The organism is Vibrio viridaestus, from assembly GCF_003856525.1.
Taxonomy (GTDB): Bacteria; Pseudomonadota; Gammaproteobacteria; order Enterobacterales; family Vibrionaceae; genus Vibrio; species Vibrio viridaestus.
In genome coordinates, this window is the sequence record NZ_RJVQ01000002.1 from 583,328 (window position 1) to 607,192 (window position 23,865).

Below are 23,865 nucleotides of genomic sequence, written 5' to 3' on the forward strand. Positions count from 1 at the left end.
ATTGTATTTAGCTTACGGTGAGAGAAAGAGAAAAACTTTGCCATTATTTCTATAAATACACTATATTGGAGAAAATATTTCTATAAAAGTAAGTTTATGAATATTGATAATGTAGATAAGCAGATATTGCGATTGATTCAACGTGATGGAAACATCTCTCTCAGCGAACTGGCTGAGGCGGTAAATTTAACAACAACCCCCTGTTGGAAGCGTCTCAAAAAATTGGAAGATGAAGGCGTCATCAAGAAGAGGGTAGCACTGCTCGAACCGGATTCGATTGGCTTATCTTTTACGGCGTTTGTGATGTTAAAAACCAGTGACCACTCGCATCAGTGGTATCAACATTTTGTTGATACGGTTGCTGATTACCCGGAGGTGATGGAGTTCTATCGCATGGCTGGCGAATACGATTACATGTTGAGAGTGTTGGTGAAAGACATGAAAAGCTTTGACCAGTTTTATAAAAAATTGGTCAATAGCGTAAAAGGGCTCAGCGATGTAACGTCAACATTCGCAATGGAATCATTGAAGTACACGACTGAACTCCCTTTGTAAGTATTAGCCGAAAATAAAAGCAACAGCGAATATAACCACCATGAAAATCGCGACTAATTTAAGCAGCGGGCCGATTTCATTGGTGCCCCCTTTAGGTGGTTGATTGCAACATCCCATATGTCCTCCTCGCTTGGTTTGGGTGACATGATAGACTGTAAACCTTTACCCTAGGGGAAAGTAAACCCCTGGGTGGTTAATTTTTGTACCGCATTACACCTTCTTGCACTGCGCTCGCTACAAGGACGCCTTGTTGATTGTAGATTTCACCGCGAACTAAACCACGGGTGTTGCTTGCCGTAGGGCTTTCAATGGCAAACAGCAACCACTCATCCATTTTAAACGGGCGGTGAAACCAGATTGAGTGATCGATCGTTGCGACCTGAAAATTAGGGGTCATGAGGGAAACACCATGTGGATGCAGTGCCGTGGTTAAAAATCCCCAGTCTGATGCATAACCAAGAAGATATTGATGTATCAATTGGTTGTCAGGAAGCTCTCCGGTCGCTTTAATCCAAAGATATTGCTTGGCTTCTGTTTTCTCAGGTTTAATCGGATTGACAACGTTAACCGGCCGTACTTCGATGGCCTTTTCCTGAGTAAAGCTTTCAGCAAATTTTTTCGGCAAAAGGTGAGCTACGCTTTCGATCAATTCTCTCTCTGAACTGTAGTTTTCAGGTCCTGGAATATTAGGCATCGTGTTCTGATGCTCAAATCCTGGCGTATCACCGTGGTAAGACGCGGTTAAATAAAAGATCGGACGCCCATTTTGAATTGCTTTCACCCGACGAGTACTAAAACTGCGGCCATCTCTGAGTTTATCGACATCATAGATGATCGGTTTTTCTGGATCGCCGGGATACAGAAAGTAGCAGTGCATGGAATGAACGGTTCTATCCTCTGGAACGGTGTAGCGTGATGCAGACAACGCCTGACCAATGACTTGACCACCAAAGACCTGAGGAAGTCCGATATGTTCGCTGTTACCTCGAAATAAGTTCTCTTCTAATTTCTCTAGGGTTAACAGCTCAAGTAAATTATTGAGTGCCTGACTCATAGTGCCTCTCTTTTTTGCTGAAGAGCGCAAATAACAATCCCTCTATCAAACTGCTGCTACCAATAAAAATCAAGTATAAAAGAGGAATTTGGCATTTAATTGTCGAACTGTTGAGCGACTAGGGTTCCCATCGATACTGACGTAAAGAGACTTTACCCGACGATGAAACAGCAATGCCGTCGTTAATAAGTTCTTGATATTGTCTCTGGTAATCAGAACCTTGTAGAGAAATTTTACCCTGGCTGTTGATGACTCTAAACCAAGGAAGCTTAGAATCTGTCGGCAGCCCACTGAGTGCCTTTCCTACGTGACGAGCATAGCCCGGATAACCCGCAATTCTAGCGACATCACCATAGGTCGATACCTTACCTGAGGGGATCGCGTAAACGACGGTAAAAACCGACTCTAAGAATTTCTGTTTTAAAAGCGCTTTTGTTGTACTTTGCATAGATATTTAAAATTAAAAAATTAGAAACATAATATTGTTAGAATTATGAGTTGTTATGCAACATTCATCAGCTGAAACTTGGACACTTGGTCAAATAGTAGTGTATTATTGTCCGAATTTATTAATAAAAATAATATAATCTCAACGTCATGATAAAAGCCATCCTGGCTGTAGTAGGGTATTTATGGCTTACGCTCTTTTGTACTGTAGTGCATGCGAGTGAAGATACCTCTGCACCAAAGACTTATTCTGTGGCAATTGAAGCGGACGACGTAACAACGCGTGTGCTATTTAATGCTGCTGCTTATCATTTTGACTTCAATGTCAAATATGTAACTTATCCGAGTTTTGATGCTATTTTAAAAGCAATCGAAACTGGAAAAGCCGATTTTGCTGCAAATGTGACTTTTACTGAAAGTCGTGCTGAGCGGTTTGAATTCTCACGCCCAACAAATATTGAGTACACCTACCTTTTTAGCAAAAAAGTAACTCGCTTAAATGAAATTCATACCGTTGGAATTCCTGAAGGTACCATTTATGGCTCATTGATTCATGACCATTATCCAGATCTAAAGCAAGTAACATATCTCGGTCATGATGAAGCGGTACACCTACTTAAAACGGGGCAGGTAGATGGTGTTGTGGATGCCATTAACCAGCTTAAACCTATGCTTTTAAAAGGCTTTGAAGCTGAAATACTGAATGACCAAATTCCAATAAAACCCGTTTCTATTATTGCGCCAACAGGTAAACATTCGCAAATCCTAAAACAGATCCAAAACTACGCTTTCAGTGCCGATGTACAAAAGTTGTTGAGTACGTCTATCAAAAAATATCAGTTTGATATCCGTCAGCAAGCACTTCGATTGGCTGTGCGCGAAAGTGGATTGGATATGCAGAAAGTCTATAAAGTAAAACTTGAAAACCTCAGTGAATATACGACTTACCATGAAAATGGTGAAGTGGATGGAATTAGCGCAGATGTCGTTTTTCAGGCTTGTAAAATACTCCTGATTAAATGTGAACTCGTAAGCTCTCCAAGCGAGACTTGGGAAAGTATGTATTCAGATTTATTAAATCAGCGTATTGATATTTTATCTCCCACTATTATTTCGCAGTCACGTAAAACGAAAATGTATTTCAGCGATCCGTATTACCATCCTGAAGTAGTTTTAGTTAAGCGTGAAGGGTACAAAGATAAAGTCTATGGCAATGTCTCGGAATTAATTACTGAAAGAATCGGTGTAATTAAAGACGATTTCTATGACACGTTGTTAGGACGAATGCTACCGAATAAAGTGCTATTTCGTTATTCAACGCAGGCACAGCAAATTCAAGCGTTACTCGATAATCAGGTGGATTATATTGTCCTTAGCAGAGTAAATTATAATCACCTACTCAGAGAATCAGATCAGGTTCAGCCACTTGAAGAAGATACGCTCATTGGTAACTTTTATTCATCTGAGGTTTCCGTCGCCTTTCCTAAAAACCGAGTAGGGGCAGAACTAGCGCCACTATTTTCTCAGGCAATTCAAATGTTAGATTTGCCAAAGATTATTAACACCTACAATGTGTTACCAGACTGGCGAGCGACGCTTATCGCAGAGAAAAAATTTAGCCGACAAAGCCTGTGGTTCCTGTTCTTATTACTCTTATTGGTTGTCGGGGTTGCGTATTATTTGCATGTACAGTCGGTTACAGACAACTTAACTAAGCTAAAAAATCGTCGAGCGTTATACCGCAAATACTCTCGTGGTATATCGTCTAAACATACGGTTGTTTATCTTGATGTGAATCGATTCAAACCGATTAACGATACGTTTGGTCACGATATCGGAGATAAGGTTCTTAAAACCTTAGCAGATAAGATTCTACTGAATTGGAAAGGTACTGCTTATCGTATCGGCGGTGATGAGTTCATTCTCGTCGGAGAAGCTAAAGACGAGGCCTTAAAACGCTCTCTATCTGCATTTGAGCGATTTGTGTTTATCGATTCAGAGCGTAATTTGAGCTTTACTGTGACCGTTGCTGTTGGGGTGTCTAATAACCGAAAAGAATACATGGAAATAGAGGACGTGTTACATCATACCGATATTGAAATGTACCGGGCTAAGTACAAGTCTCGTGAGTTTAAGTCTTCTGTTGTTCGAACGGAGAGTGCAGAAAAAAAGCCAGTGGCTGAAATAGCAAATGACTAAAGTGGTTAATCAATGGTCATTTAGTTCGCCAATAGGGTTTTTTCTGGGATTATGACTTGCAATGAGTGGTTCGATGTTTAATAATCACACCGCTTTTGACGAGAGTCGAAAAAAAGAATCAATGGGGGCTCTGGTCCTCCCGCAACACTAGTTTGTTAACCTGGTCAGGTCCGGAAGGAAGCAGCCACAGCAGATGACGTGTGTGCCGGGATGTGGCTGGGGCCTCCGCCCATTTGACCTTTGCAATATATGTTCGCATAAATTGCAAAGGTCTTCTCATATTTGCAGAATAAGTCAGCATAGACTACATTTTGTTGTAGGTTTACAACAAAGTTATAACGCTATGTATGACCAAACCCAAAAATCTTCCCATCTACACAACATCAGCAAGTTTATGAGCTTGAAGAATGATGCTGTCGTTCGAACAATGTCCGTTCTTGAATTCGACTTTTGTTTCCACCTCGACTCGAATACAACCCTGATGTTCAGAGTTTTTCATCTCAACCAATTAATTTAGCTTATTGTTTTAATGGAAGAAGTTGCCGCTATACCCCAGATTTTTTGGTTACTAGTACTTCAAAACAGGATTTGTTGGTTGAAGTAAAACATTCTAGCCAGATCTCGAAGCCAGATTTTAGAGCCCGATTTACTGAAAAGAAAAGAGTTGCTAAGGCTGATTACGGATATGAGTTACGGCTAATTACTGAGAAACAAATCCGGATAAATCCAATACTCAACAATTTAAAGCTGTTACATCGTTACTCAGGTCTACATACAGTGACAGAGGCTGAAAAATATGTTCTTAAATATATTCAGCGAAAACAAAAAGTACAGCTTTATGATATTTCAGAAGCTTTAGGTTTGACTGAACATGAAACGCTGATAAGTGCATTGTGTTGGTTATCGTCAGGGAAAATAAAAACAGATCTAACCAAAGAAAGCTTTGGGTTAAGTAATTATGTCTAGTGTTGATGAACCTCTGGATAGCGATAGTAGCTTATTCGGTTTTGTTTATGAATTTATTGAAGAAAATGTAGATGCCCCTTCTCAAAACGTTACCAAATTCTTTAATTCTATAGATATGTAGTGGCATAGTGAATTTGGTCACTTAGTTAGAGGTGATATCATCACCTCATAAGTTAACAGGTGACATTATGAAAAAACGTACAAGACGACTATTTAGCGCAGAATTTAAGTTAGAAGCAGCGCAGTTAGTCCTAGACCAAAATTATTCAGTAATTGAAGCAGCTCAAGCTATGAATGTCGGCAAATCTACGATGGATAAATGGGTTCGACAGCTCAGAGAAGAACGCCAAGGAAAAACACCGAAAGCTTCACCGATGACCCCTGAGCAAGTTGAAATTCGAGAATTGAAAAAGAAGCTGGCTTGCCTCGAAGAGCATAATGAAATACTAAAAAAGGCCACGGCTCTGTTGATGTCGGACTCACTGAACAATTCTTGATAATCAAGAAACTCAAGCAGAGCTACAGCGTAAAAACATTATGCGAAGTATTCAATGTTCATCGAAGTAGTTATCACTATTGGCTTAAACGCCCAACGGCAATCAATCCTGAAGCAGTCAAACTTCGTAGCTTGGTTAGCGAGGCTCACGCCACAAGTAATGGCTCTGCAGGAGCAAGAACCATTGCCGATATAGTCACAAATCAGGGCGTCAAGTTGAGTCGATACCGAGCAACAAAACTAATGAAAGCCCTTGGTCTAGTGAGCTGCCAAGAGCCAAAGCACCGTTACAGAAAGCCTTCACAAGAACATATTGAAGTTCCCAATCATTTAGGTCGCCAGTTTGCTGTTACCGAGCCAAATGAGGTTTGGGCTGGCGATGTTACGTATATTTGGACAGGTAATCGGTGGATGTATTTAGCGGTTGTTATCGATCTTTTTGCCCGCAAAGTGATTGGTTGGTCGATGTCTCTATCACCTGATTCTAGGCTGACGGGCAAAGCTCTTTCGATGGCCTATGAGTCTCGTGGTAAGCCTAAAGGTGTTATGTTCCATAGCGATCAAGGCAGCCATTATACGAGCCGTAAATACCGTCAATTGCTGTGGCGTTTTCAAATAAAACAGAGTTTATCTCGTCGAGGAAATTGTTGGGATAATGCGCCGATGGAGCGCTTCTTTCGAAGTCTGAAAACGGAATGGGTGCCCACGGTGGGCTATCGTAGCTTCGCTGAAGCACAACAAGAGATCACCCGCTACATCATCGGATATTACTGCCAACTCAGACCACATCAGTATAACGGTGGTCTAACTCCCAATGAGTCAGAACGATTATATTGGGAAAACTCTAAAACCGTGGCCAATTTTAGTTGACCACTACAATAAGAAAGATGGAACGTCTTATCTCCTCGAAGTAAAACCACTATCAAAAACATTTAGCTCCGAATTCCAAGATATGTTTCGCCAAAAACAAATTATGGCAAGTGAATTTGGGGTACCACTATTACTCGTTACAGACCGCCAAATTCGGAATGATGTGCACCTTAATAATTTAAAACTTGTACATCGTTATAGCGGTTGCATTGAAAATTCTAGCCATTTGGAAAGTGTTTGGTCAGTCGTTACTCAATCCTCATCAATCTGTATTAAGGCGTTATCAGAAATACTGAACTTAACTATTGGTGAAGTCTTTGCGTCAGTGCTACGTCTTATTTGTTTAGGAAAAGCCAAGACAAAACTGGATGTTTTACCGGATGAAAACTCTTTAATTTCGATGGCTTAATATGTCTTTTGGGCCATTTGAAGATGAGTTCGATTCAATAAAAAATGATATTCAGCAACAATATGAGGCAAGCCCTGAAGCTAAGTTATCTCGCCTGAAGTATTCACCTATTGAAACCACCACGGTCATTGAACGAGATCTATCTTCCTTTCCTGAAGAACAAAAACTAAAAGCGCTGGAGCGTTATAAATTAATCTCGTTGATTGCTAAGGAGATAAATGGTGGTTGGACACCTAGAAATCTTATCCCATTGATAGATAAGCATATAGAAGCACTTAATATACCGAAGCCAAGTGATCGTACAGTAAAGCGTTGGTATAAAGCTTTTTGTGAAAGTGATGGTGATATTAAGAGTTTGGTTGATAGTCATCACTTTGAATCGACGGTCTCTGTGGCAATACACGTCGATAATCTGTGTCGATTCATCGACTTTAACAGAGTGAATTTTCTGTCCTTGAATACTGACAAGCTGGGAAAGTAGTTGAGTCAAAATATCTTTCTACCATAGTGATTAAAAAGAATTTATTAATCACTATGGTAGAAGGATTGAATATGGACATTAGGCTCAACAAAGCGGAGAAGATCCGTTTCTTTTATATGAATAACAATTTGTACGCTCATGACTATTTTTATATAACCTATTGATTTTAATGGTTATAGGATTGCTATCGAGAAACAAACTAGGAATAAGAGATTTTACTGTTCCATTGGGTTAGTTGATGCTGATAGCTCAAACAGCTTCTCAATCCTTATTGACTCGTCTTATCTATATGCATAACAAGTTAAATTTTTAATATTTGCATCATTTATGAGCATTATTTTTATTTTTTGCATTAAAATACAGCATTATTGTCATTTTGTTTGTTAACTATATGAATTATAATGGTTTAATTTTTGGCGTATCTTTTGCTGGGTAACCCTTAAAATATTAAGGGGGATTTATGAAAAAAGTAGAGGTCTCAAAGCGTGTTCTTACCGGATTGAGTAATGAAGATTGCTCAAAGTCTAAACCTTCTAAGCTTCATCAAGAAGGTTCCCGCTGTTTTCATATGAAGGGTATTGATTTATTTTATTTAGATGTAAGACCATCTAAACTAGAATATGATTTTGGTGAGAATGTTGTTAACTTATTCTTAATAAATGAAGGAGGCGGTTATTTTGAGAATAAGCAACGAGTCAATATTTTTTCAAAGAATGATCTAGTTGTTTTCAAACCTAGTGAAAATTTAAATGTTTATTTTGATAAGTCATCAAAGGTTTTTGTTTATAGCTTTTGTATGAGCTATTTTAATAATTTGGAAAGTGTTGAATTTTATAAATGTAGCAATGAGGAATTTGAAAGTGATATTTTTAATAAAATTTTAACTTCAATTTCAAATGTGTTATTTAATGAATTTTGTGATCTCGATGAATTTAAAGTTAAAATGTTATTTGAACATTTTTTATCTTATTTGAAAAGCACAATAATGTACTCTAGTAATAATATTAATAAATTTGATTGTTTGGATAAGATTAAAAGTGAAATTTACTCAAAGATAGAAGATCAAGATTTAAATATTGAAAAGATATGTTCTATGTGCAACATCTCACCGAAGACATTAAATAGGTTGTTTTCGTTAGAATCTATGACAGTTATGAAGTGGGTTATTACAAAACGATTAGAGAAAAGTTATGATTTAATATTGAGTGATATATATACTCCTATTTCTACAGTGGCATTTTTATGTGGTTTTAAGGATTCATCACACTTTTCTCGAGCATTTAAGAAGCAATATGGTCAACCGCCTATGGAAATCAGGAATTCACTAAAAAATAGTCTCTTAGAGTCATATAAATGACATTTTGCGTCATTCTATATTTTTATTTATTACGGTTTAATAATTCAGGTATCAACCGCTTAAATAATAAGGGACAATTATGAGCGAAACTATATCTGATAAATCAGGCTTAGGAATGGAACCTTCTAGCTTTGAAGTGGAATCTAAATCGTATGAATATATACCTAAAGAAGAGAGATATGGAAATATACCAGACCAGCAAAAGTTTTGGTTTATGGCAAACGCAACTTTATTAACACTTTTTGGAGGGGCGGTAGGAGCACTATTTGGTTTAGGACTTTACTGGACTTTAATCGCAATAGTTGTCGGAAGTATTGTGGGAACAATATTCCAAGCATTGCATGCTGCTCAAGGTCCAATTCTCGGTTTGCCGCAAATGATTCAATCAAGAGTTCAATTTGGACACAAAGGGGCTTTAATCCCTCTTTTTGCTGCAATAGTAGTTTTATGTGGTTTTCCCTTATTTGGTCTTCTTTCAGGAGCTGAAGCAATCAAGGAAGTTACGAGTTTAAACGTAAGTAATGCATTTATATTGATTACAGTGTTGGCAATTATATCTGCTATATATGGATATAAGCTTCTAATTAAAGCAGAAAAAATAGTTGCGTATATCGTTTTTACGAACTTTATTCTTCTGACTTTTGCTGTTTTAACGTTAACTCCCTGGGAAGTTGTTTCATCAAGTGGATGGAGCTTCGTTGGAGTCGGATTTCTAGCACAACTTGGCGCTTCAGCAATGCTTCAGCTCGGTGTTGCGCCTTTAGTGTCTGACTATACGAGATACCTTCCAGAGAAAACAAGTGGATATAAGATTACACAAGCTGTTTTTGGTGGAACTTTAGTTTCGGCTATTTGGTTATCTTGTTTGGGAGCAGTTTTAGCTGCATTTACCGAAGGTGATTTAATATCTTCAATTCGAGAGTTAGGTGACAATTTTGGTTTTAATTTAGGGTTAGTGACAATGGTTGTTGCTATTCCGGCGTCTTTGTTTACTGCATCTACGGGAATTTATAGTTGTAGTGTATGTATTCTATCTGGATTAGAAAGTTTTATTAAATTTAAAACCACAAAATATATTAGAATGTTTCTTCTTATTTTTATGGGAATGATTATTTCCCTTCTTGGCCTATCATTACCTGAATCACTAGTTCAGTCATTCGGTAACTTCTTAGCGATACTTGGATATTTCTTAATACCATGGACATCAGTAAATTTAGTAGATTTTTATCTTGTCAGAAAAGGTAAGTATTCTATTAGTGAGATTTTATCAAATGAAAATGGAGTTTATAAAGAATGGGATATGCCAGGATTAGTGAGTTATTGCTTAGGATTTATATTTATGATCCCATTTTTTAGTACTTCAATCTACACCGGATTTGCTGCTAAATATTTAGATGGAGCTGACATTTCATTTGCGATTGGTCTTTCTGTTTCAGCTATTTCATATTTAATAATAATGAAGAATTTTGATTACAATAATTATGAAAAGCAAATCAAAGAAACATTGTTACACACTGTTTAAATTAAAGAGAGGAATATATGTCAAATATTAGTGTACTTGAGAATTTTATTGTTCAACCGGGCGAATTCGCTTCAGGTGTATTATTAAAAGGTCAAAAAATAAGAGTGATTGATCTTGAAGGGAAACAGGTTTGTGATTTTGTTGCCTATAATAAGGATAATTTGAAAGAAGTCAGTGACATGGTAACTACTTGTTTAGAGCAAGATAGTTGGCAAATATCAACAGGTGGATATATTTATTCTGATTATGTGAATAAAATGCTTGTGATAACTGATGATAAAACTGGGATCCATGGCTATACCGGTGGCGCTTGTACTCATGAAATAAATAAGGCAGCAGGGGTAGACCAACCGGGATGTACTGAAGCTATGTGTAATGGTTTTAAAAAAATTGGTTTTCCTCAGCTTGGGGCACCAAGAATGGCGGCATTAAACATTTTTCAACCACCGTTAACTCAACCTGATGGAAGTTTTCATCCTCATGAACCTGTGACCCAGCCGGGGGATTATTTGGAAATGCAAGCAGAGATGGATATTGTGTGGTCTTTATCTTGTTGCCCATACCCAGGGACGATTAATGGGAATGGTCCTACACCAGTTGAGGTTCAAGTGATTTCCTAACAATAAAATTAAATTTTTGTATATTAAAAGTGTTTTCTATGTGCTTTTTAATATACTGCCAAGTTTTTATTGGAAATATAGATATGCTGACCTCGGGAAAAGGTTAACCATTGGGTAAAGTTTCTTCATGCTTTTCCTAATCCGACGTTGTTACCAACAAGGAGAGTGTGTTACGTAACTCTCCTTTGCCCGTGCGACCTGAAGTCGTATGAAGCGTTGTTCACCGCTTTGTGAGTGAACCATCTGTATCACCATATGAACCTAGGAGCCTGAATAAAGCAGCGGCTCTGACAATGTAACGAAGAGTAATTTGACATTACCCGGGATTCGAATCGTGAGAAGAAGATCCTCCTGATAACCACATAAATCGGGTGAGTGCTAGCTAGTCAGTATGATGAACGAATGTGAATCCATCTAAGGTGCGTTAGGTGATGAAGCAGCGGAAGTGGTTAATACGCTGTGGCCAAAATGGCAGTGGGAGTCGGAAAGGGATTGGGCAATGCCCTTTCGTGATCGATATGCTCCCCGCACTAGAGTGGGCATCTAAGTTGACATTTTACGCAACATACGGAACAGGGTAAGCCTGTATATCTCCCTATGGGAAAGCAGCCTGTGAAGGTTGCCGATAGGTATGCAGGTAAAGGAGGTTAGAGAAAGCGAATGCTACTTTGTAATGAAGTAGATACAGGTTTATATCTGGCGCGAAAGCGAGCTGACTTCTAACTGGTCTCCCGTTGCGAGATAGCTTGAAGAACTTTATTAAAGAAGAAAAGCAAATGATGATTTCGAATGAAATTAGTGCGTCTTCTGACAACGAACCGTGGTTTCTTATTCACAGAGCGACCACTGGTGCAGTTTTAAAGCTTTAAGTGTGTATTGCAAAGGTAATTTAGTTACTGCGTGCTTAACGGTGCCTTTGTGGAGGCTTGAGCCGTATGCAGTGAAAGTTGCACGTACGGTTCTGAGGAGCGAGGCACCTGGCAACAGGTGCCGCCTATCCGACAAAAGTGAGTTGCAGATGATTGTGATGTTTAAAGCTAATAGAGTCAGAGTGAATCGCCGAGTATGCATGATTTATTTCGAGCTTAACATGTAGGAAAGTTTCTGACGCTGCATTTGGATTAAAGTAAAAATTTGCTAACTTATGCTGCAATGTTATGCTGTTATATATTGCAATCTTGACTATAACTCATTGATCATACGTGCGCGGTTATGCTGACTTATGTTGCACGTATCACCATTAAAAAGGCCGCTAATTTAGCGGCCTTTTTGCTACATGTGGTTAAGATTATCTGCTTCTATACATAGACTGCTCCAAGTTTTGATATCGCCAGCTCACACGACCTATAAGTTATTTCTGCCTTGAAGATAGCTCAGTTAATCGTATTCAATGAGCCTTAGAACTTACCTTATTTAATGCCGTTTAATCATTACTCTTTGGGTTTGAGGCGTTCGCGCTTTTCGACTGAAAATCTACTAACAGGATGATTTTTTTAGGTATATGTACCCTAGGGGAGATAGATAAATAATTCCCTAGAAATGAGTTACGTCAGGTTGCAAAAACTTAAGCTAGTCTTCTTTCATCGTTCAGTTAAATCAATTTAAGAACCAAAGCCACAGCGCACTAGTAAGCAGGTGCGTCTATAACATTAAAGCCTATCCTCGAATATCAGTCGCTCATTTAGAGAACTAAAGTGAGGTAAATCGATTCGATGGGGAGAGGCTCAAACAGCCGATATTTCCTTGTGGGTACTGTATCCATCACGTCGATTACTTAATGCCAGAGTCAAGGTATTTTTAGAGCATGTGAAAGCGGCATTTCCATTGGGGCAGCCAGAAGAACTCGTTGCCTACCTTGATTAGGATGTCCAAGGGAGGAGTATGTTCCCCAAGTCGAATTTAGACAAATTTAAACTTCAATTTACAGACTGAATTGGAGGTTTCCTCGTGGTGATTCACTGATAAAAATAATACTGATTATTCCCGATAAAGATTTTATTGAGGATAATTTTTCAAATTCTCTTGAATAGGAAACGATCATTTCCTATTATAAGTTAAATTCGAGTTCAGGACGCCATTGATGACAGCATTACCAGGAAGACCAAGAACGTTTGATACTGACGTTGCGTTAGCGAATGCAATTAATGTATTCAGCACTAAAGGTTACAACGGGACATCTATCAAAGATTTGAGTGAGTCACTCGATTTGACCGCTGGGAGTATTTATAAAGCGTTTAAAGATAAACGAACTCTGTTTCTGAAAGCGTTAGATTACTATAAAGATCAGCGATATAAGTTAAGTCAGGTTCGAATTGCTCAAGCATACTCTGGCAGGGATAAAATTCTTAGTTTATTGAATGGCTATGCACAAGATAGTTTGGGTGAATCAGGTCAAATCGGCTGTATGGTGGTTGCCACAGCGGTTGAATTATCTAGCGAAGACAGTGAAATAAAGCAGAAAGTGAATAGATTGTTTGACTCGGGGATAAAAACGATTCGTGAACTTATCATCCTTGGTCAACAAGATGGGTCGATTTCGACGGCGATTGATCCAGGTAAAATGGCTCAAACAATCCACAGTATTACTCAAGGCATGCGGGTGATTGGAAAAGTGAATGTAGACAAAAGTCATTTAGAAAACATTGTTTCCACATCAATGAGCCTACTTGATTAATAAGTAGTGCGTTCACGTAAATAACTTTCAATTTTTCAATTGGCTATCCAATTTATTGTGTAGCCATAATTTTTACTTAATTAGGAAATGAACGTTTCCATAATGAGGTGTTATATGCAAAATATTAAATTTGACGAGAAACTGTTTTGGCAACAATTTTCTCATGGGGTGGTAAGAACACAAATGGGACGGCTGCACTATGTATCAGGAGGACAAGGCCCCACGGTATTACTGTTACCAGGATGGCCTCAAAGTTGGTACGCGTGGCGTTATCTGATGCCGGCACTGGCTAACTCAGGTAAACGAGTGGTTGCCCTTGATCTTCCGGGGATGGGTGACTCTGATCATCCAACAGAAGGCTATGATTCAACCACTATTGCTCTAACATTACGCTCACTGATTCAGAGTCTCGCTTTAGAAGAAAAAGATGGTATCGAAATCATTGCTCATGATGTCGGTGCGTGGATGGGCTATGCACTTGCTTCAGACCACCCTGACTGTATCAAAAAACTGGTATTAATAGATGCAGCAATACCAGGGATTAGCGCACTACCCAGTGGTGAACTGACAGATGAACAAGTCATGCGTACTTGGCATTTTGCTTTTAACCGGTTAAGTGATCTTCCAGAAATTTTACTTAAAGACCGCGAAGAACCTTTTTTAAGGTGGTTGTTTTCAACCAAAGCTGAATTTGGTTGGATGATAGATGAAAAGGCGCTGGCGGAATATGTCCGTGTTAATCGTCTTCCTGGAGCGCTACGCAGTGCGCTAAGTTACTATAAAAATGCGTTCTCCAAGCAGGATATAGCCATAAATAAATTACGCTCAGAGAAGCAATTGTTAATGCCTGTATTCGCAATTGGTGCACGATATGGTGTCGCTGATTTGCTTTATAATACATTATCTCCAATATGCGCCGATATTCATGGTGAAGTCATTGAAGGCGCCGGTCATTATTTGCCAGAGGAAAGCCCTCAGCAACTCGTGGCTGTGTTAAAGGAGTTCCTGTCATGAACGTAATCAGTGTTGTACTTGCACTTTTCGCAGGGCTGATGTTACCAGTCCAATCGTTGATGAACGCTCAGTTAGCGAAAGGTTTGCACTCTAGTCTATGGGCAACCGCGTTTTCTGGTGGAATATTAACTATCATCCTTTCGTTGGTTGCTTTCATGACTGCGGGGGGCTTACCGATGATGAAAGGAACAATAGAGCAGCCTTGGTGGGTGTGGCTTGGTGGTCTTTGTGGATGTGTTGTTTTATCCGTATCCGCGATCGTTGTACCACAACTTGGTGCCGCGAAGATGGTAGCCTTTATAATGGTTGGGCAAATTTTCAGTTCTTTGCTGATTGATCGATTTGGTATGTTCGGAGCGAATATTGTTGAAATTGAGCCTACTCGAGTAGCCGCACTCATTTTTCTTATGATTGGAGCAAGTCTATTAGCGTGAGAAAGATATTCTTCAAGTATATTTCGTCATTGCTCCTGATCCGTTTACTGAATTTAACGGTTTAGGATCGATAGCTATGGTGCGATTATCGAAACGCCTAAATATTGTGATAGATGAAGTTATCCGACTTTATCTAATTTAGAAAAAATCACCACCACGAAATTATCCAAAAAGTGAATTGCAGATGATGTTTGTAATGTCTGAAGCTAACAGCGTCAGAATCTGCTGCTGAGGGTTAGTGATTTATTTTGACTGCAACTAATTGATTGTACGTGCGTGGTTTGCTGACTTATGCTACACGTATCAACTTTCTAGGCTTTGAAATCATATCAATAACAGGATAAGTTGTCCTTTTAAAAGGTATTATGTGTCCTAAGCTTAATCCGGTTATTTTTTACTATGTCAAGGGATAGGTTTTGTAGGTTCGAGATTTTTGCAACCTATTCAGAAAACGAAAATGATCTAAATTTAATCAGGCGATAGTTCGCACCAAGACTAATTTTCTACATTAACATTTCCTGCTAGCTCATTCATAGTGATCGGTGTAAACGATACGGCCCGTTGTTCTTGGGTATCTAAGCCCAGTTAACTTTGAACAGCAAAATAAGGATTAATGAAGAGTCCAGTTTTACTGGAGCTGATCAACGAAAAAGCGTCGCTATTTGGAATTCCTTTAGAAATTGTATATTCAAATTTATAACGTCTTTTAGTATTTGATTCGCACTTTTTTAGTTTAAACCATATCTTCTTTCTGCCATTACTTCTCAAAGTAATTCCTCCAACACAATACCAGCTTCGCCATTGATAATTCGTTGAAGAAGACTATTAATTTCTACTTTTTTATTGATTGATGTTTCTTTATTTTTAATGGCTTTATTTTTATTAATACTATTTTTATTATTATCGATTTGATTAGACATATTATGCCCCTTATATATATTTAAATTAAGGTGCACTGAGCATAGGTATTATTTTAGGATAGAGAGTTAAGGGAGATTACAGAGAGAAACTTGCTAAGGATGACGCTGGAAAACATTCTTTATCTTTTATCTTGAAAAACAACTCTTTGCCAGAGCACTACCTTGCCACATAAATGCCAAGGTAGTTAAAATTCAACTGTAAGACTAAATGGTTGTTACACTCTCAGCTTGAAGACCTTTTGGCCCTTTTCCTACTGTAAAAGAAACCTTATCACCTTCAACAAGTTTTTTAAAACCATCGCCTAAAATGTTTCGGAAATGAACAAATAAGTCATCGCCATTTTCTTGAGAAATAAAACCGAAACCTTTAGTTTCGTTAAACCATTTTACTGTACCAGTTACTTGATTAGACATATTATGCCCCTTATAAAATTAAAATTAAGGTGCACTGAGCATAGGTATTATTTTAGGATATCGAATTAAGGGAGATTACAGAGAGAAACTTGCTAGGAATGACGCTGGAAGACTTTCTTTATACTTTATCTTGGAACAACTCTTTGCCAGAGCAAGACCCACTATACAGACTTATTTAATTAAAGATACCTTTATTTTAATTTAGTTAATCCTTGTAAGTTTCAAATTGCTGTAACAATTTAGTTCAGAATCCGTGGGTGGAGGAGTTGTATCCTATTCCATCTATCTAAAGTACTACAGTAAGTGAAGACTAATTGCGTTTTTCAATACTAAAAATTAAGTTATCCGAAAGCTAAAGCGCTACTGGAACGCTAAAACATTTATGTCCATCTCCTAGTTACGGAGCTGACCGTCAAACTCAAAAATGCCCCATTTAAATTTATACTCATTACCCTAGACGGGCATTTCTTTTTTATAATACACACAACCTAGATAGCAAACATCGATGAATCGTTGTCAGTTAGACATCCAAAGAAACAAAGTATCAAACTCAAAGACCAACCATCACTGAAAAACCTCTTTGCGGTCAGGAACGGACTGGTGACTATTAAAGTAATTACTCGCCCATAGCTAGCAAAAGCTCATGTAGTAACTCAGAAAATTCGATATACCCATCATCGCCCAGAAAGTGTCCTGCTGATGCAACTTGAATATACTTTCCATCAAGTTTCTCATTGAGCGAGCTTGTCATCTCCATTGGGACAAGTGGGTCGTCAGTAGAAGCAAAAGCTACGGTCCGTCCAATGTTCAGCCTTACCTTCTCTGTTACGATAGTTTCTTCTATAAACTTATCAAGTTGAGGCAATGCTGGAAGTAACGAGTTAAAGCCTGAAACTAAAAACAAGCCGCCAAGTTCAAATTCTGATTGATTATAAAGATATTTCAACACTGAGATACAACCTAGACTGTGTGCCACAATGAATGTCTGCTTATCAAGTCGATCAATCTTTTTCGTTAAAGTCTCTTGCCACGCTTTCGATTCAGGACTATCAGAATCAGGCATTGCGAGTATTTTAGAATTTATATTTCTCTTTTTTAACTCGGCACTGAGCCAGCTAAACCAATGGTCCGATGTTTTTGCCATGTAGCCGTGGATAATAAAAACTTGTTTGCTATTCATTGGTGCTTCCCTTGTAATCGATTTAGCGATTGAAATAAATGTATGGTTAACGATACTAAAGTTAATAACGTCACTGTCATGCGCATATTGACAAGTGTTGAAGCCATAAATTTACGGTTTTGATATTTTGGATACATCTATCCTAAACCTTTACAGTACTGTCAAAGTCAAGAGAAATTGGTGCAATAATGAAAATCGGAGAGCTTTCTAAGCGAACTGGTGTTAGCCAGCGGATGCTTAGGTATTACGAAGAATTTGGCCTGTTCAGAACTGAGCGAGCAGCCAATGGATATAGAATCTATGATTCCAGCTTAATCAACCTAGTGACGCATATTAAGTCATTAAGTTCGGCAGGCATGAAACTCGATACAATAAAAGTACTTCTGCCCTGTTTGAGAGGTGAAGGCAGCGAACTCAAATTTGTGGGTTGCAATGAAGTAAAGGCAAACCTGAAAGCTGAGCTAGACGCTGTGAATTTACAACTTGAAGAGCTTTCGGAAAGCAGAAATAAAGTTGCTAAATATTTAGGAGAACTATTGCCTATAGAATTCAATTAATGCTCAGAAGCAGTGGTGAGGTTTGGGGTCTTATACGCATGGAAAGACGGTTATAACAAACGGCTAAGGCCTCAACATACTTTCCCTAATCAGACAGAAACTCTATAGAGCATGAGTTATAAAACGTTTATGCCCCTTTCCGCGTTTGCGCAATAAAACCGCGAATAATGTAATCTGAGAATTGCCTAACTTTTCCTAATAGTTGTAGTATCTATTGATTCGCAACAACAGTGGAATCAACGCAGTGAGAGCACCATTTCAGGTTCTGATATTTCCATATAAATTTAAATTTTCAGAACCTATCTTCTTGATTGCTTGCCGAACAGACAATGGTGAATGGCAGGCAATTTCTGGTGGTGGAGAAGATCAAGAGTCTTTGTTCGATGCCGCAAAAAGAGAATTGTATGAAGAGACGTCGTTAACAGGTAGTGACTGGGTTCAACTTGATTCTATGTGCATGTTACCTAGAGTGTTTTATTCTGGTCATGAAAAATGGAGCGATCACCCTTATGTGATACCAGAATACTCATTCTCAGTGCAGGTTTCGGGGGAGCCACAGTTATCTTCGGAACTCACTGAATTCCGTTGGTGTAACGCAACTGAGGCGAGCGAACTTCTCAAGTATGATTCAAATCGAATAGCTTTATGGGAGTTAAGCGAACGACTTAAAGCCCATCAAATGAAGAATTAAAATCGAAGCTGCCCCGAAGCTTGCTAACTGCACGTTATTTCCAATTGTTGGCAAGCTGGTTTTGCTATACTAGAGTTAATCCAAGTATCGTATTGTTGTGTATGCTATGAACGAGAAAAGCTGAAATATGTGGCGTCCGGTTAAACGGAGCCGATGTCCGGAATTACCGGGATGCGCAGTCTATTCAGTCATGTAGATTCTGAGCTGTTCAATTTATTGGTTGTACTGCTCTCAATATCATTTATTTTATCATCATGCCTAGGTAGCATTTATGTGGACGTTTGCTAATTGTCTTCACTTATCACCGTGACCATTCATAACGATCTCGCCCGTTTTCCTTTGCTAAATATAGGGCTTTATCTGCTCTTTTCATCGCACTATGAGTTGATTCTTGTTGCTGCTTAATGGCGATTCCAGCGCTTACAGTTAAGTATTGATCTTTGTATATTTGTATTGAGCGGCTACTTTCTAGCAGTAAGGAAATATATTTTTCTAAAGTTGTTCTATTTGAGTATCTATAAACACGGCAAATTCTTCACCACCAAGGCGAGCAGCCATTGAGTTAGGTAGATTTATATCAGCTAAAAGCTGACCAAATTTTTGAAGCACCGTATCACCTTTATCGTGTCCATAAACATCATTTATTTTTTTTAAAGAAATCTAAGTCGAGTATGATAATCGTTAGAATATGATCTTCATAATTAGATAAAACACTTTTGAAACATCGGCGATTCGGGAGCTCTGTTAATTCATCATAGATTGCTAATTTCTTTATATCACTTATGTGTCGCTTTATACTCTTGACTAACCTACCCATGCCTATAACACATATTGTCATGCAAATAGAGCGCAAGAGATCTTCACCCCAAACAGATAACCACAGAGGTTGACTAAACAACTCATCCATAAAATCAATTGTTGCAGACCAGATCCAAAAAATCATTCCTACAGTGACGATTAGGTAGTTTTTTTTGCCTAATGGTGAAATTTGAATGATAGAGAATATTACGATGAGCAATAATAGAACCATAAGTTCAAAAATATAGCCATAGTTTTCTTTGTCTATATTTGTCACATTAGGTAAGAATGCTATGTTAATGACAATAATCATTAATATTGAAATAATTAACAAACATATTATCGTTAATTTTAACAGAAGAAATTTTGGTGATTTTTCACTGCTAAAAAATTTTTTTCCATGAGGATCCTTGCTAATTAACCGATTCATAATAGCTTACATTTTTATTATAGATAATGAAATGCTATCGATGAACACTTTCTATCCTAGAGCATACAGAATTCTATTCTCGCTAATTCAAATATCTTAAGACATCATCCAAGCGACCTTAAAATTGAATTGCAATCTAAAACAACTCTTTATTGCATATTTCGGAGATGTAAAACACTAATTCTGGTCGAACATGAGCAACTGATGTCTCAGAGTATTACCTGTTGTCGTTTTAAACTAAAGTGTTCATCTTCCATCAAGAACTCTGTTGTTTTCTCATTGAACAATGATCAATTTGATTTATTATTTTAATCCCTTTAGTAGATCATTAATAATATCTTATTTCGAGAGTAGACCGTTATAGCGTTTATCTGAAACTAACACTATAGGAAGCGTAACGTTACCTTTTTTCAAAATACTCGCTTCTCTTACCGTTTCATGTTCAGTCCCCATAGCAGGTGTCACAAATTCTGATCTACTCCTGCGAGACTGAGCAGTATGTCGGAGAGAAAAGAGGGAGCATACCTTTTTAGCTTAGTTTCTCCCTCGAAATTTTTCTCAGTGGTTATATTACTGTTTAGTGGATCTACTTATCCGAACTTTTATGTACAAGGAAAGCATTTAGTCGTTGAGAATTTCTGCCTGTAAGAGTTTTCCATGTCTGGTTTACGTCTTTGGTTGTTATCTGATCAATAATGTTTTGTGGATGAGCATAAGCATTTATATCGTAGCCTTCCGAAATATATGATGTAAGTAGCGATAACTGCTTTGAGACATCATGTTGCTCGCGTTTAATTTCTGTCAACAGTTGAGTTTTAGCTGTGGCCAGTTCCTCTGAAGTTATTCCATTGTTCAAATCAGAAATTAGTGTGTTTACAGCCTTTTCAGCTTTATTTTTATCATCTGGATTTATTGTCAAACTAAAGAACAAAGAGGTAATGCCTGATGCCTTTGAACTTCCGAATCCGAGATATGGAGAGTAGTCTAATCCTTCCTTTTCTCGTAGTTGTGCTGTCATTCTGGTATCAACGATTTTTTTCAGCAGCGTTATAGAAAATAGCTCTTTACTAGTCTGTAGAGGATGTTCCGATGAAAAATCAGTAAAGTAGACAGTTGAATCTTCATTTGATTTCTGTACAACCAGCTTTTCATGAATCTGTTTAAGGGAAACAGTGCGAGGCGATAATTTTCCTGAAATATAGCTGATATTGGCCACATAACGTTTTAAATAAGATGCGATAACTTTTGGATCAATATCTGCCACAATAACCAATTTAAAATCATCTTTATGCCTAAATAATAGTTGATATACCTTATCAATTTGATCTGCGGTAACATCTTGTAATGCTTGGGTTGAAGACAACTGATAAAGCGTATTTTTTCCGTAGATAGCTGTATTTACTTCTGCTCTGAATTGACCTGCAGGGCTATTAAGATAAGCTTCCCGTTCTTTTGCTAGATTACTTTTTACTGCATTGAATTGAGTTCTATCTAATTTTGCATTAATTGCAGCCTGATGCAAAAGTGAAAAAGCGGTATCCAAATGTTTTTGGATAGTTGTGAGATAAAGACCTCGTTGATCATAACCAAGTTGTGGGTATAACGTGGTGTCATTTCTGGTTAAAAAGTCATTTAGTTGAATCGCATTCAGGCCACAAAGTCCACTGCGCATAAATGCGTCGTAACTCATTTCCATTGCGGGTATCAGGTCTTTCGGTAATAGCAATTCACTTCCTTGGGCAAAATATGAAAGGTACATATTGTTTGCTGCCTTAGGTTCTCTTTTGAGCCACACCTCAATGCCATTTTCCAGTTTCCATCGATATAAGTGGTTCTTTTTATCCTCGTTAGCGGTTACTATTTTTCCGGGAGCCTCCAGTGTTACTAGGCTATCAACAATTTTCTTATCCTTAAGCTGTTGTCCTGACTGAGCCATGGTGAATACGAACTCTTTGTTGTTATTTTTTAGCCATGTAGCTCGGTCGATTTTTTTTGCTTTTTCGGCCGGAAGAGCAAAGACATTTAAATGTTGCTGACTACTTAACTGCTGGTGAAGCCTCTGGTTTAGATGTTTAATATCTACTTTTTTAAGGAATAGATTAAGATTTTCCCTGTAACTGTTCTTGGACTGATAAGCTTCATTGGTTGCTAGAGCGTATTCCTGGTCTTCGATTATTTCTTGCGACGTTTTTTTCTTCCATTGAGCATCAATATTTTTCAGTTTGGATCGGTAAGGAGCAAGGGCGGTATCAAGTTCAGTCTGTGAAACACCGTAGTCTCTCAGATTTGCCAACTCTGTAGCTAAAAAGTGTTGTATTTCACTACGTTTTTTCTCAGAAAAATCGATATCAATATAGTTGTACTGAATATTTTCGATATTAATGGTATCAGCATCAATGCGTGAATACTCAATTTTTTTCTCAATAGCTCGATTTTGTAAACGGTTCGTTATCAGGTTATTTATCAGTGTATTCTGCATTCCTTGTCGTTGATCTGTTAATGTTTTGTAATATGACACTCCAGCTGGAAAAGTCAGGCTAATTAGAGATGGGCTGCCTTGTGGAAGTACAAACATTTTGGCCGGGAAATGCTGGAGATGAGAAATTTCAGACAGATTTCTATGATCTATAGGTCTTGATTTCCAGTCTGAAAATTTAGTGGTCACCAGTTTATCTGCTCGAGAAAGATCAAAATCTCCGGTTATTAACAGTTCTGAATTATTGGGTATATACCATTTACGATAAAATTTGGTTAGCTGTTCAGGATCGAGCTGTTTGATACTTTTTTCCGAACCAAGGACATCGTGTTTATCCAAAATGGTATCTTTGATGACAAAATGGTACATCTGTTCACCAAATGGTTCTTCTTTTGGCCTGGAAACTCTCATTTCACCAAGTACAACGCCTTTTTCTGCCTCAATTTGAGCCTTATCTAAACTTAAGCCGTCACCAATATCCCTGAACCAAGTTAGGGCTTTGTCCATGTGTGCATCATCAGGCAGAGAAAGTTTATAGCTAGTGAGATCATAGGTTGTAAATGCATTCATGTCTGGCCCAAATTCTAAGCCGGTTTTTTCTAGCTCAGAAACAATAGCATTTCCTTTGTAGTGTTTACTTCCGTTAAAAGCCATATGTTCCAGAAAGTGAGCGTAACCCGATTGTTTTTCTGTTTCCTGAATGCTTCCCGTATGGACTAAAAGGCGTATTTCGACAGGTTCATTTTTCTTGTAGTAAAAATGGTATTTCATACCATTAGGTAATGAATGATGTTTCCAATTGTTATCAATAGTGATTTCGTCGGTTGAAACACCATCACATGCAGTTAGAAATAGCAGACTGGCCAGTAGAAAAAAAATAGAATACTTGGACATAAATGTTCCTTGGTAAACATGAAATATGAGCGGAAACATAGAACAATAATGATAAATTCATTATTAATCATTATGTTATGGTTGGCATGGTGCTCTTTAGATATGCATCAAGTCAAGTATCGAAAATAAGAATAGAAAGAGAAGTGTAGCTATTTAGCCAGAGGTTATTGAAAGCCCCCTGTTAACTTGAGCGACTATTCGCCTTGAGTGATCCTGCTGTATAACATTCTAGAGTTATTAATAAGGCAACATTTACCTCCAGCTCCTGACTTTGATTCACCAGAGGAAGCCAAAGAAATGATCTGCACCATTAATATTGGATAAACCATTAAGCAACTTTGCCATACCGATAGTAATTTATGAATTGCTAAATTAGTAAAAACACTATCACGAAACTGTCCATCTTC

At 38.0% G+C, this 23,865-nt stretch carries 25 protein-coding genes and 1 other RNA gene; 16 read left to right on the forward strand and 10 right to left on the reverse strand.

Annotated elements, in window-relative coordinates:
- Window positions 1–96: 96 nt before the first annotated feature.
- A complete protein-coding gene (locus tag EES38_RS06605; protein ID WP_124936376.1) occupies window positions 97–555 on the forward strand; it encodes an Lrp/AsnC family transcriptional regulator in 459 nt (152 codons plus the stop codon).
- A gap of 193 nt (window positions 556–748) precedes the next feature.
- Here the strand turns inward: EES38_RS06605 and tesB are convergent, their stop codons facing one another.
- Window positions 749–1,609: an acyl-CoA thioesterase II gene (gene tesB, locus EES38_RS06610; RefSeq protein WP_124936377.1), complete on the reverse strand. Its 861-nt coding sequence runs from the start codon at window positions 1,607–1,609 to the stop codon at window positions 749–751.
- A gap of 118 nt (window positions 1,610–1,727) precedes the next feature.
- The gene (locus tag EES38_RS06615; protein ID WP_124936378.1) at window positions 1,728–2,057 is read right to left on the reverse strand and encodes an MGMT family protein; all 330 of its coding nucleotides are present in this window, start codon (window positions 2,055–2,057) and stop codon (window positions 1,728–1,730) included.
- 149 nt (window positions 2,058–2,206) lie between these two features.
- Between EES38_RS06615 and EES38_RS06620 the strand changes: the two genes are divergently transcribed.
- The 13 genes from EES38_RS06620 (at window position 2,207) to EES38_RS06680 (ending at window position 15,098) form a co-directional block, all read left to right on the forward strand.
- On the forward strand, window positions 2,207–4,255 hold the full coding sequence (locus EES38_RS06620; RefSeq protein WP_124936379.1) for a GGDEF domain-containing protein: 2,049 nt from the start codon (window positions 2,207–2,209) through the stop codon (window positions 4,253–4,255).
- A gap of 128 nt (window positions 4,256–4,383) precedes the next feature.
- An RNA gene (ffs, locus tag EES38_RS06625) (signal recognition particle sRNA small type) lies at window positions 4,384–4,480 on the forward strand.
- A gap of 225 nt (window positions 4,481–4,705) precedes the next feature.
- Window positions 4,706–5,221 carry a TnsA endonuclease N-terminal domain-containing protein gene (locus tag EES38_RS06630; RefSeq protein ID WP_243694158.1) on the forward strand — a complete coding sequence of 172 codons (516 nt, stop codon included), beginning with the start codon at window positions 4,706–4,708 and terminating at the stop codon, window positions 5,219–5,221.
- Window positions 5,214–5,342: a hypothetical protein gene (locus tag EES38_RS22585; RefSeq protein ID WP_279432207.1), complete on the forward strand. Its 129-nt coding sequence runs from the start codon at window positions 5,214–5,216 to the stop codon at window positions 5,340–5,342. The genes EES38_RS06630 and EES38_RS22585 overlap by 8 nt, the downstream gene beginning before the upstream one ends.
- Before the next feature lie 67 nt (window positions 5,343–5,409).
- A protein-coding gene (locus tag EES38_RS06635; protein ID WP_124936380.1) for an IS3 family transposase occupies window positions 5,410–6,587 on the forward strand; the annotation gives its coding sequence in 2 pieces (ribosomal slippage) (window positions 5,410–5,677 and window positions 5,677–6,587; 1,179 coding nt in all).
- Complete coding sequence (locus EES38_RS06640) at window positions 6,532–6,996, forward strand: hypothetical protein (RefSeq protein WP_208020403.1); 465 nt, start codon at window positions 6,532–6,534, stop codon at window positions 6,994–6,996. Before EES38_RS06635 ends, EES38_RS06640 begins: the two co-directional genes overlap by 56 nt.
- A 1-nt stretch (window position 6,997) precedes the next feature.
- Entirely contained in the window at window positions 6,998–7,477 is a 480-nt protein-coding gene (locus EES38_RS22125; RefSeq protein ID WP_166434213.1) for a hypothetical protein, read from the forward strand.
- Window positions 7,478–7,937: 460 nt separating this feature from the next.
- Window positions 7,938–8,834, forward strand: a complete 897-nt coding sequence (locus EES38_RS06650; RefSeq protein ID WP_124936382.1) for a helix-turn-helix domain-containing protein — start codon at window positions 7,938–7,940, stop codon at window positions 8,832–8,834.
- Window positions 8,835–8,913: 79 nt separating this feature from the next.
- Window positions 8,914–10,356, forward strand: a complete 1,443-nt coding sequence (locus tag EES38_RS06655; RefSeq protein ID WP_124936383.1) for a purine-cytosine permease family protein — start codon at window positions 8,914–8,916, stop codon at window positions 10,354–10,356.
- 17 nt (window positions 10,357–10,373) lie between these two features.
- On the forward strand, window positions 10,374–10,976 hold the full coding sequence (locus EES38_RS06660; protein WP_124936384.1) for a DUF1989 domain-containing protein: 603 nt from the start codon (window positions 10,374–10,376) through the stop codon (window positions 10,974–10,976).
- 2,080 nt (window positions 10,977–13,056) lie between these two features.
- Window positions 13,057–13,650, forward strand: a complete 594-nt coding sequence (locus EES38_RS06670; protein WP_124936386.1) for a TetR/AcrR family transcriptional regulator — start codon at window positions 13,057–13,059, stop codon at window positions 13,648–13,650.
- Between the two features lie 114 nt (window positions 13,651–13,764).
- Window positions 13,765–14,664 (forward strand): alpha/beta fold hydrolase, encoded by a 900-nt coding sequence (locus tag EES38_RS06675; RefSeq protein WP_166434214.1) that lies wholly within the window; start codon window positions 13,765–13,767, stop codon window positions 14,662–14,664.
- Entirely contained in the window at window positions 14,661–15,098 is a 438-nt protein-coding gene (locus EES38_RS06680) for a DMT family transporter (RefSeq protein ID WP_124936388.1), read from the forward strand. Before EES38_RS06675 ends, EES38_RS06680 begins: the two co-directional genes overlap by 4 nt.
- A gap of 764 nt (window positions 15,099–15,862) precedes the next feature.
- On the opposite strand, the gene EES38_RS22130 is transcribed toward EES38_RS06680, so the two are convergent.
- From EES38_RS22130 to EES38_RS06690, 3 genes are all read right to left on the reverse strand, one after another.
- Window positions 15,863–16,018: a hypothetical protein gene (locus EES38_RS22130; RefSeq protein WP_166434215.1), complete on the reverse strand. Its 156-nt coding sequence runs from the start codon at window positions 16,016–16,018 to the stop codon at window positions 15,863–15,865.
- A gap of 204 nt (window positions 16,019–16,222) precedes the next feature.
- Entirely contained in the window at window positions 16,223–16,432 is a 210-nt protein-coding gene (locus EES38_RS06685) for a cold-shock protein (protein WP_124936389.1), read from the reverse strand.
- Window positions 16,433–17,048: 616 nt separating this feature from the next.
- Window positions 17,049–17,612, reverse strand: a complete 564-nt coding sequence (locus tag EES38_RS06690) for an RBBP9/YdeN family alpha/beta hydrolase (RefSeq protein WP_124936390.1) — start codon at window positions 17,610–17,612, stop codon at window positions 17,049–17,051.
- A 188-nt stretch (window positions 17,613–17,800) separates the two neighbouring features.
- Between EES38_RS06690 and EES38_RS06695 the strand changes: the two genes are divergently transcribed.
- Together EES38_RS06695 and EES38_RS06700 are read left to right on the forward strand one after the other, a co-directional pair.
- Window positions 17,801–18,169, forward strand: a complete 369-nt coding sequence (locus tag EES38_RS06695) for a MerR family transcriptional regulator (protein ID WP_124936391.1) — start codon at window positions 17,801–17,803, stop codon at window positions 18,167–18,169.
- A 244-nt stretch (window positions 18,170–18,413) separates the two neighbouring features.
- A complete protein-coding gene (locus EES38_RS06700) occupies window positions 18,414–18,860 on the forward strand; it encodes an NUDIX hydrolase (protein ID WP_124936392.1) in 447 nt (148 codons plus the stop codon).
- 301 nt (window positions 18,861–19,161) lie between these two features.
- Here EES38_RS06700 and EES38_RS22690 read toward each other — a convergent pair whose 3' ends face one another.
- The 5 genes from EES38_RS22690 to EES38_RS06720 form a co-directional block, all read right to left on the reverse strand.
- Entirely contained in the window at window positions 19,162–19,392 is a 231-nt protein-coding gene (locus tag EES38_RS22690) for a diguanylate cyclase domain-containing protein (RefSeq protein WP_124936570.1), read from the reverse strand.
- A complete protein-coding gene (locus EES38_RS22590) occupies window positions 19,353–19,469 on the reverse strand; it encodes a nucleotidyl cyclase domain-containing protein (protein ID WP_279432208.1) in 117 nt (38 codons plus the stop codon). Before EES38_RS22590 ends, EES38_RS22690 begins: the two co-directional genes overlap by 40 nt.
- Window positions 19,470–19,497: 28 nt before the next feature.
- On the reverse strand, window positions 19,498–20,088 hold the full coding sequence (locus tag EES38_RS06715; RefSeq protein ID WP_124936394.1) for a GGDEF domain-containing protein: 591 nt from the start codon (window positions 20,086–20,088) through the stop codon (window positions 19,498–19,500).
- Window positions 20,089–20,427: 339 nt separating this feature from the next.
- Complete coding sequence (locus EES38_RS22595; protein WP_279432209.1) at window positions 20,428–20,553, reverse strand: hypothetical protein; 126 nt, start codon at window positions 20,551–20,553, stop codon at window positions 20,428–20,430.
- A gap of 121 nt (window positions 20,554–20,674) precedes the next feature.
- The gene (locus EES38_RS06720) at window positions 20,675–23,458 is read right to left on the reverse strand and encodes a M16 family metallopeptidase (protein ID WP_166434216.1); all 2,784 of its coding nucleotides are present in this window, start codon (window positions 23,456–23,458) and stop codon (window positions 20,675–20,677) included.
- Window positions 23,459–23,865 lie beyond the last annotated feature (407 nt).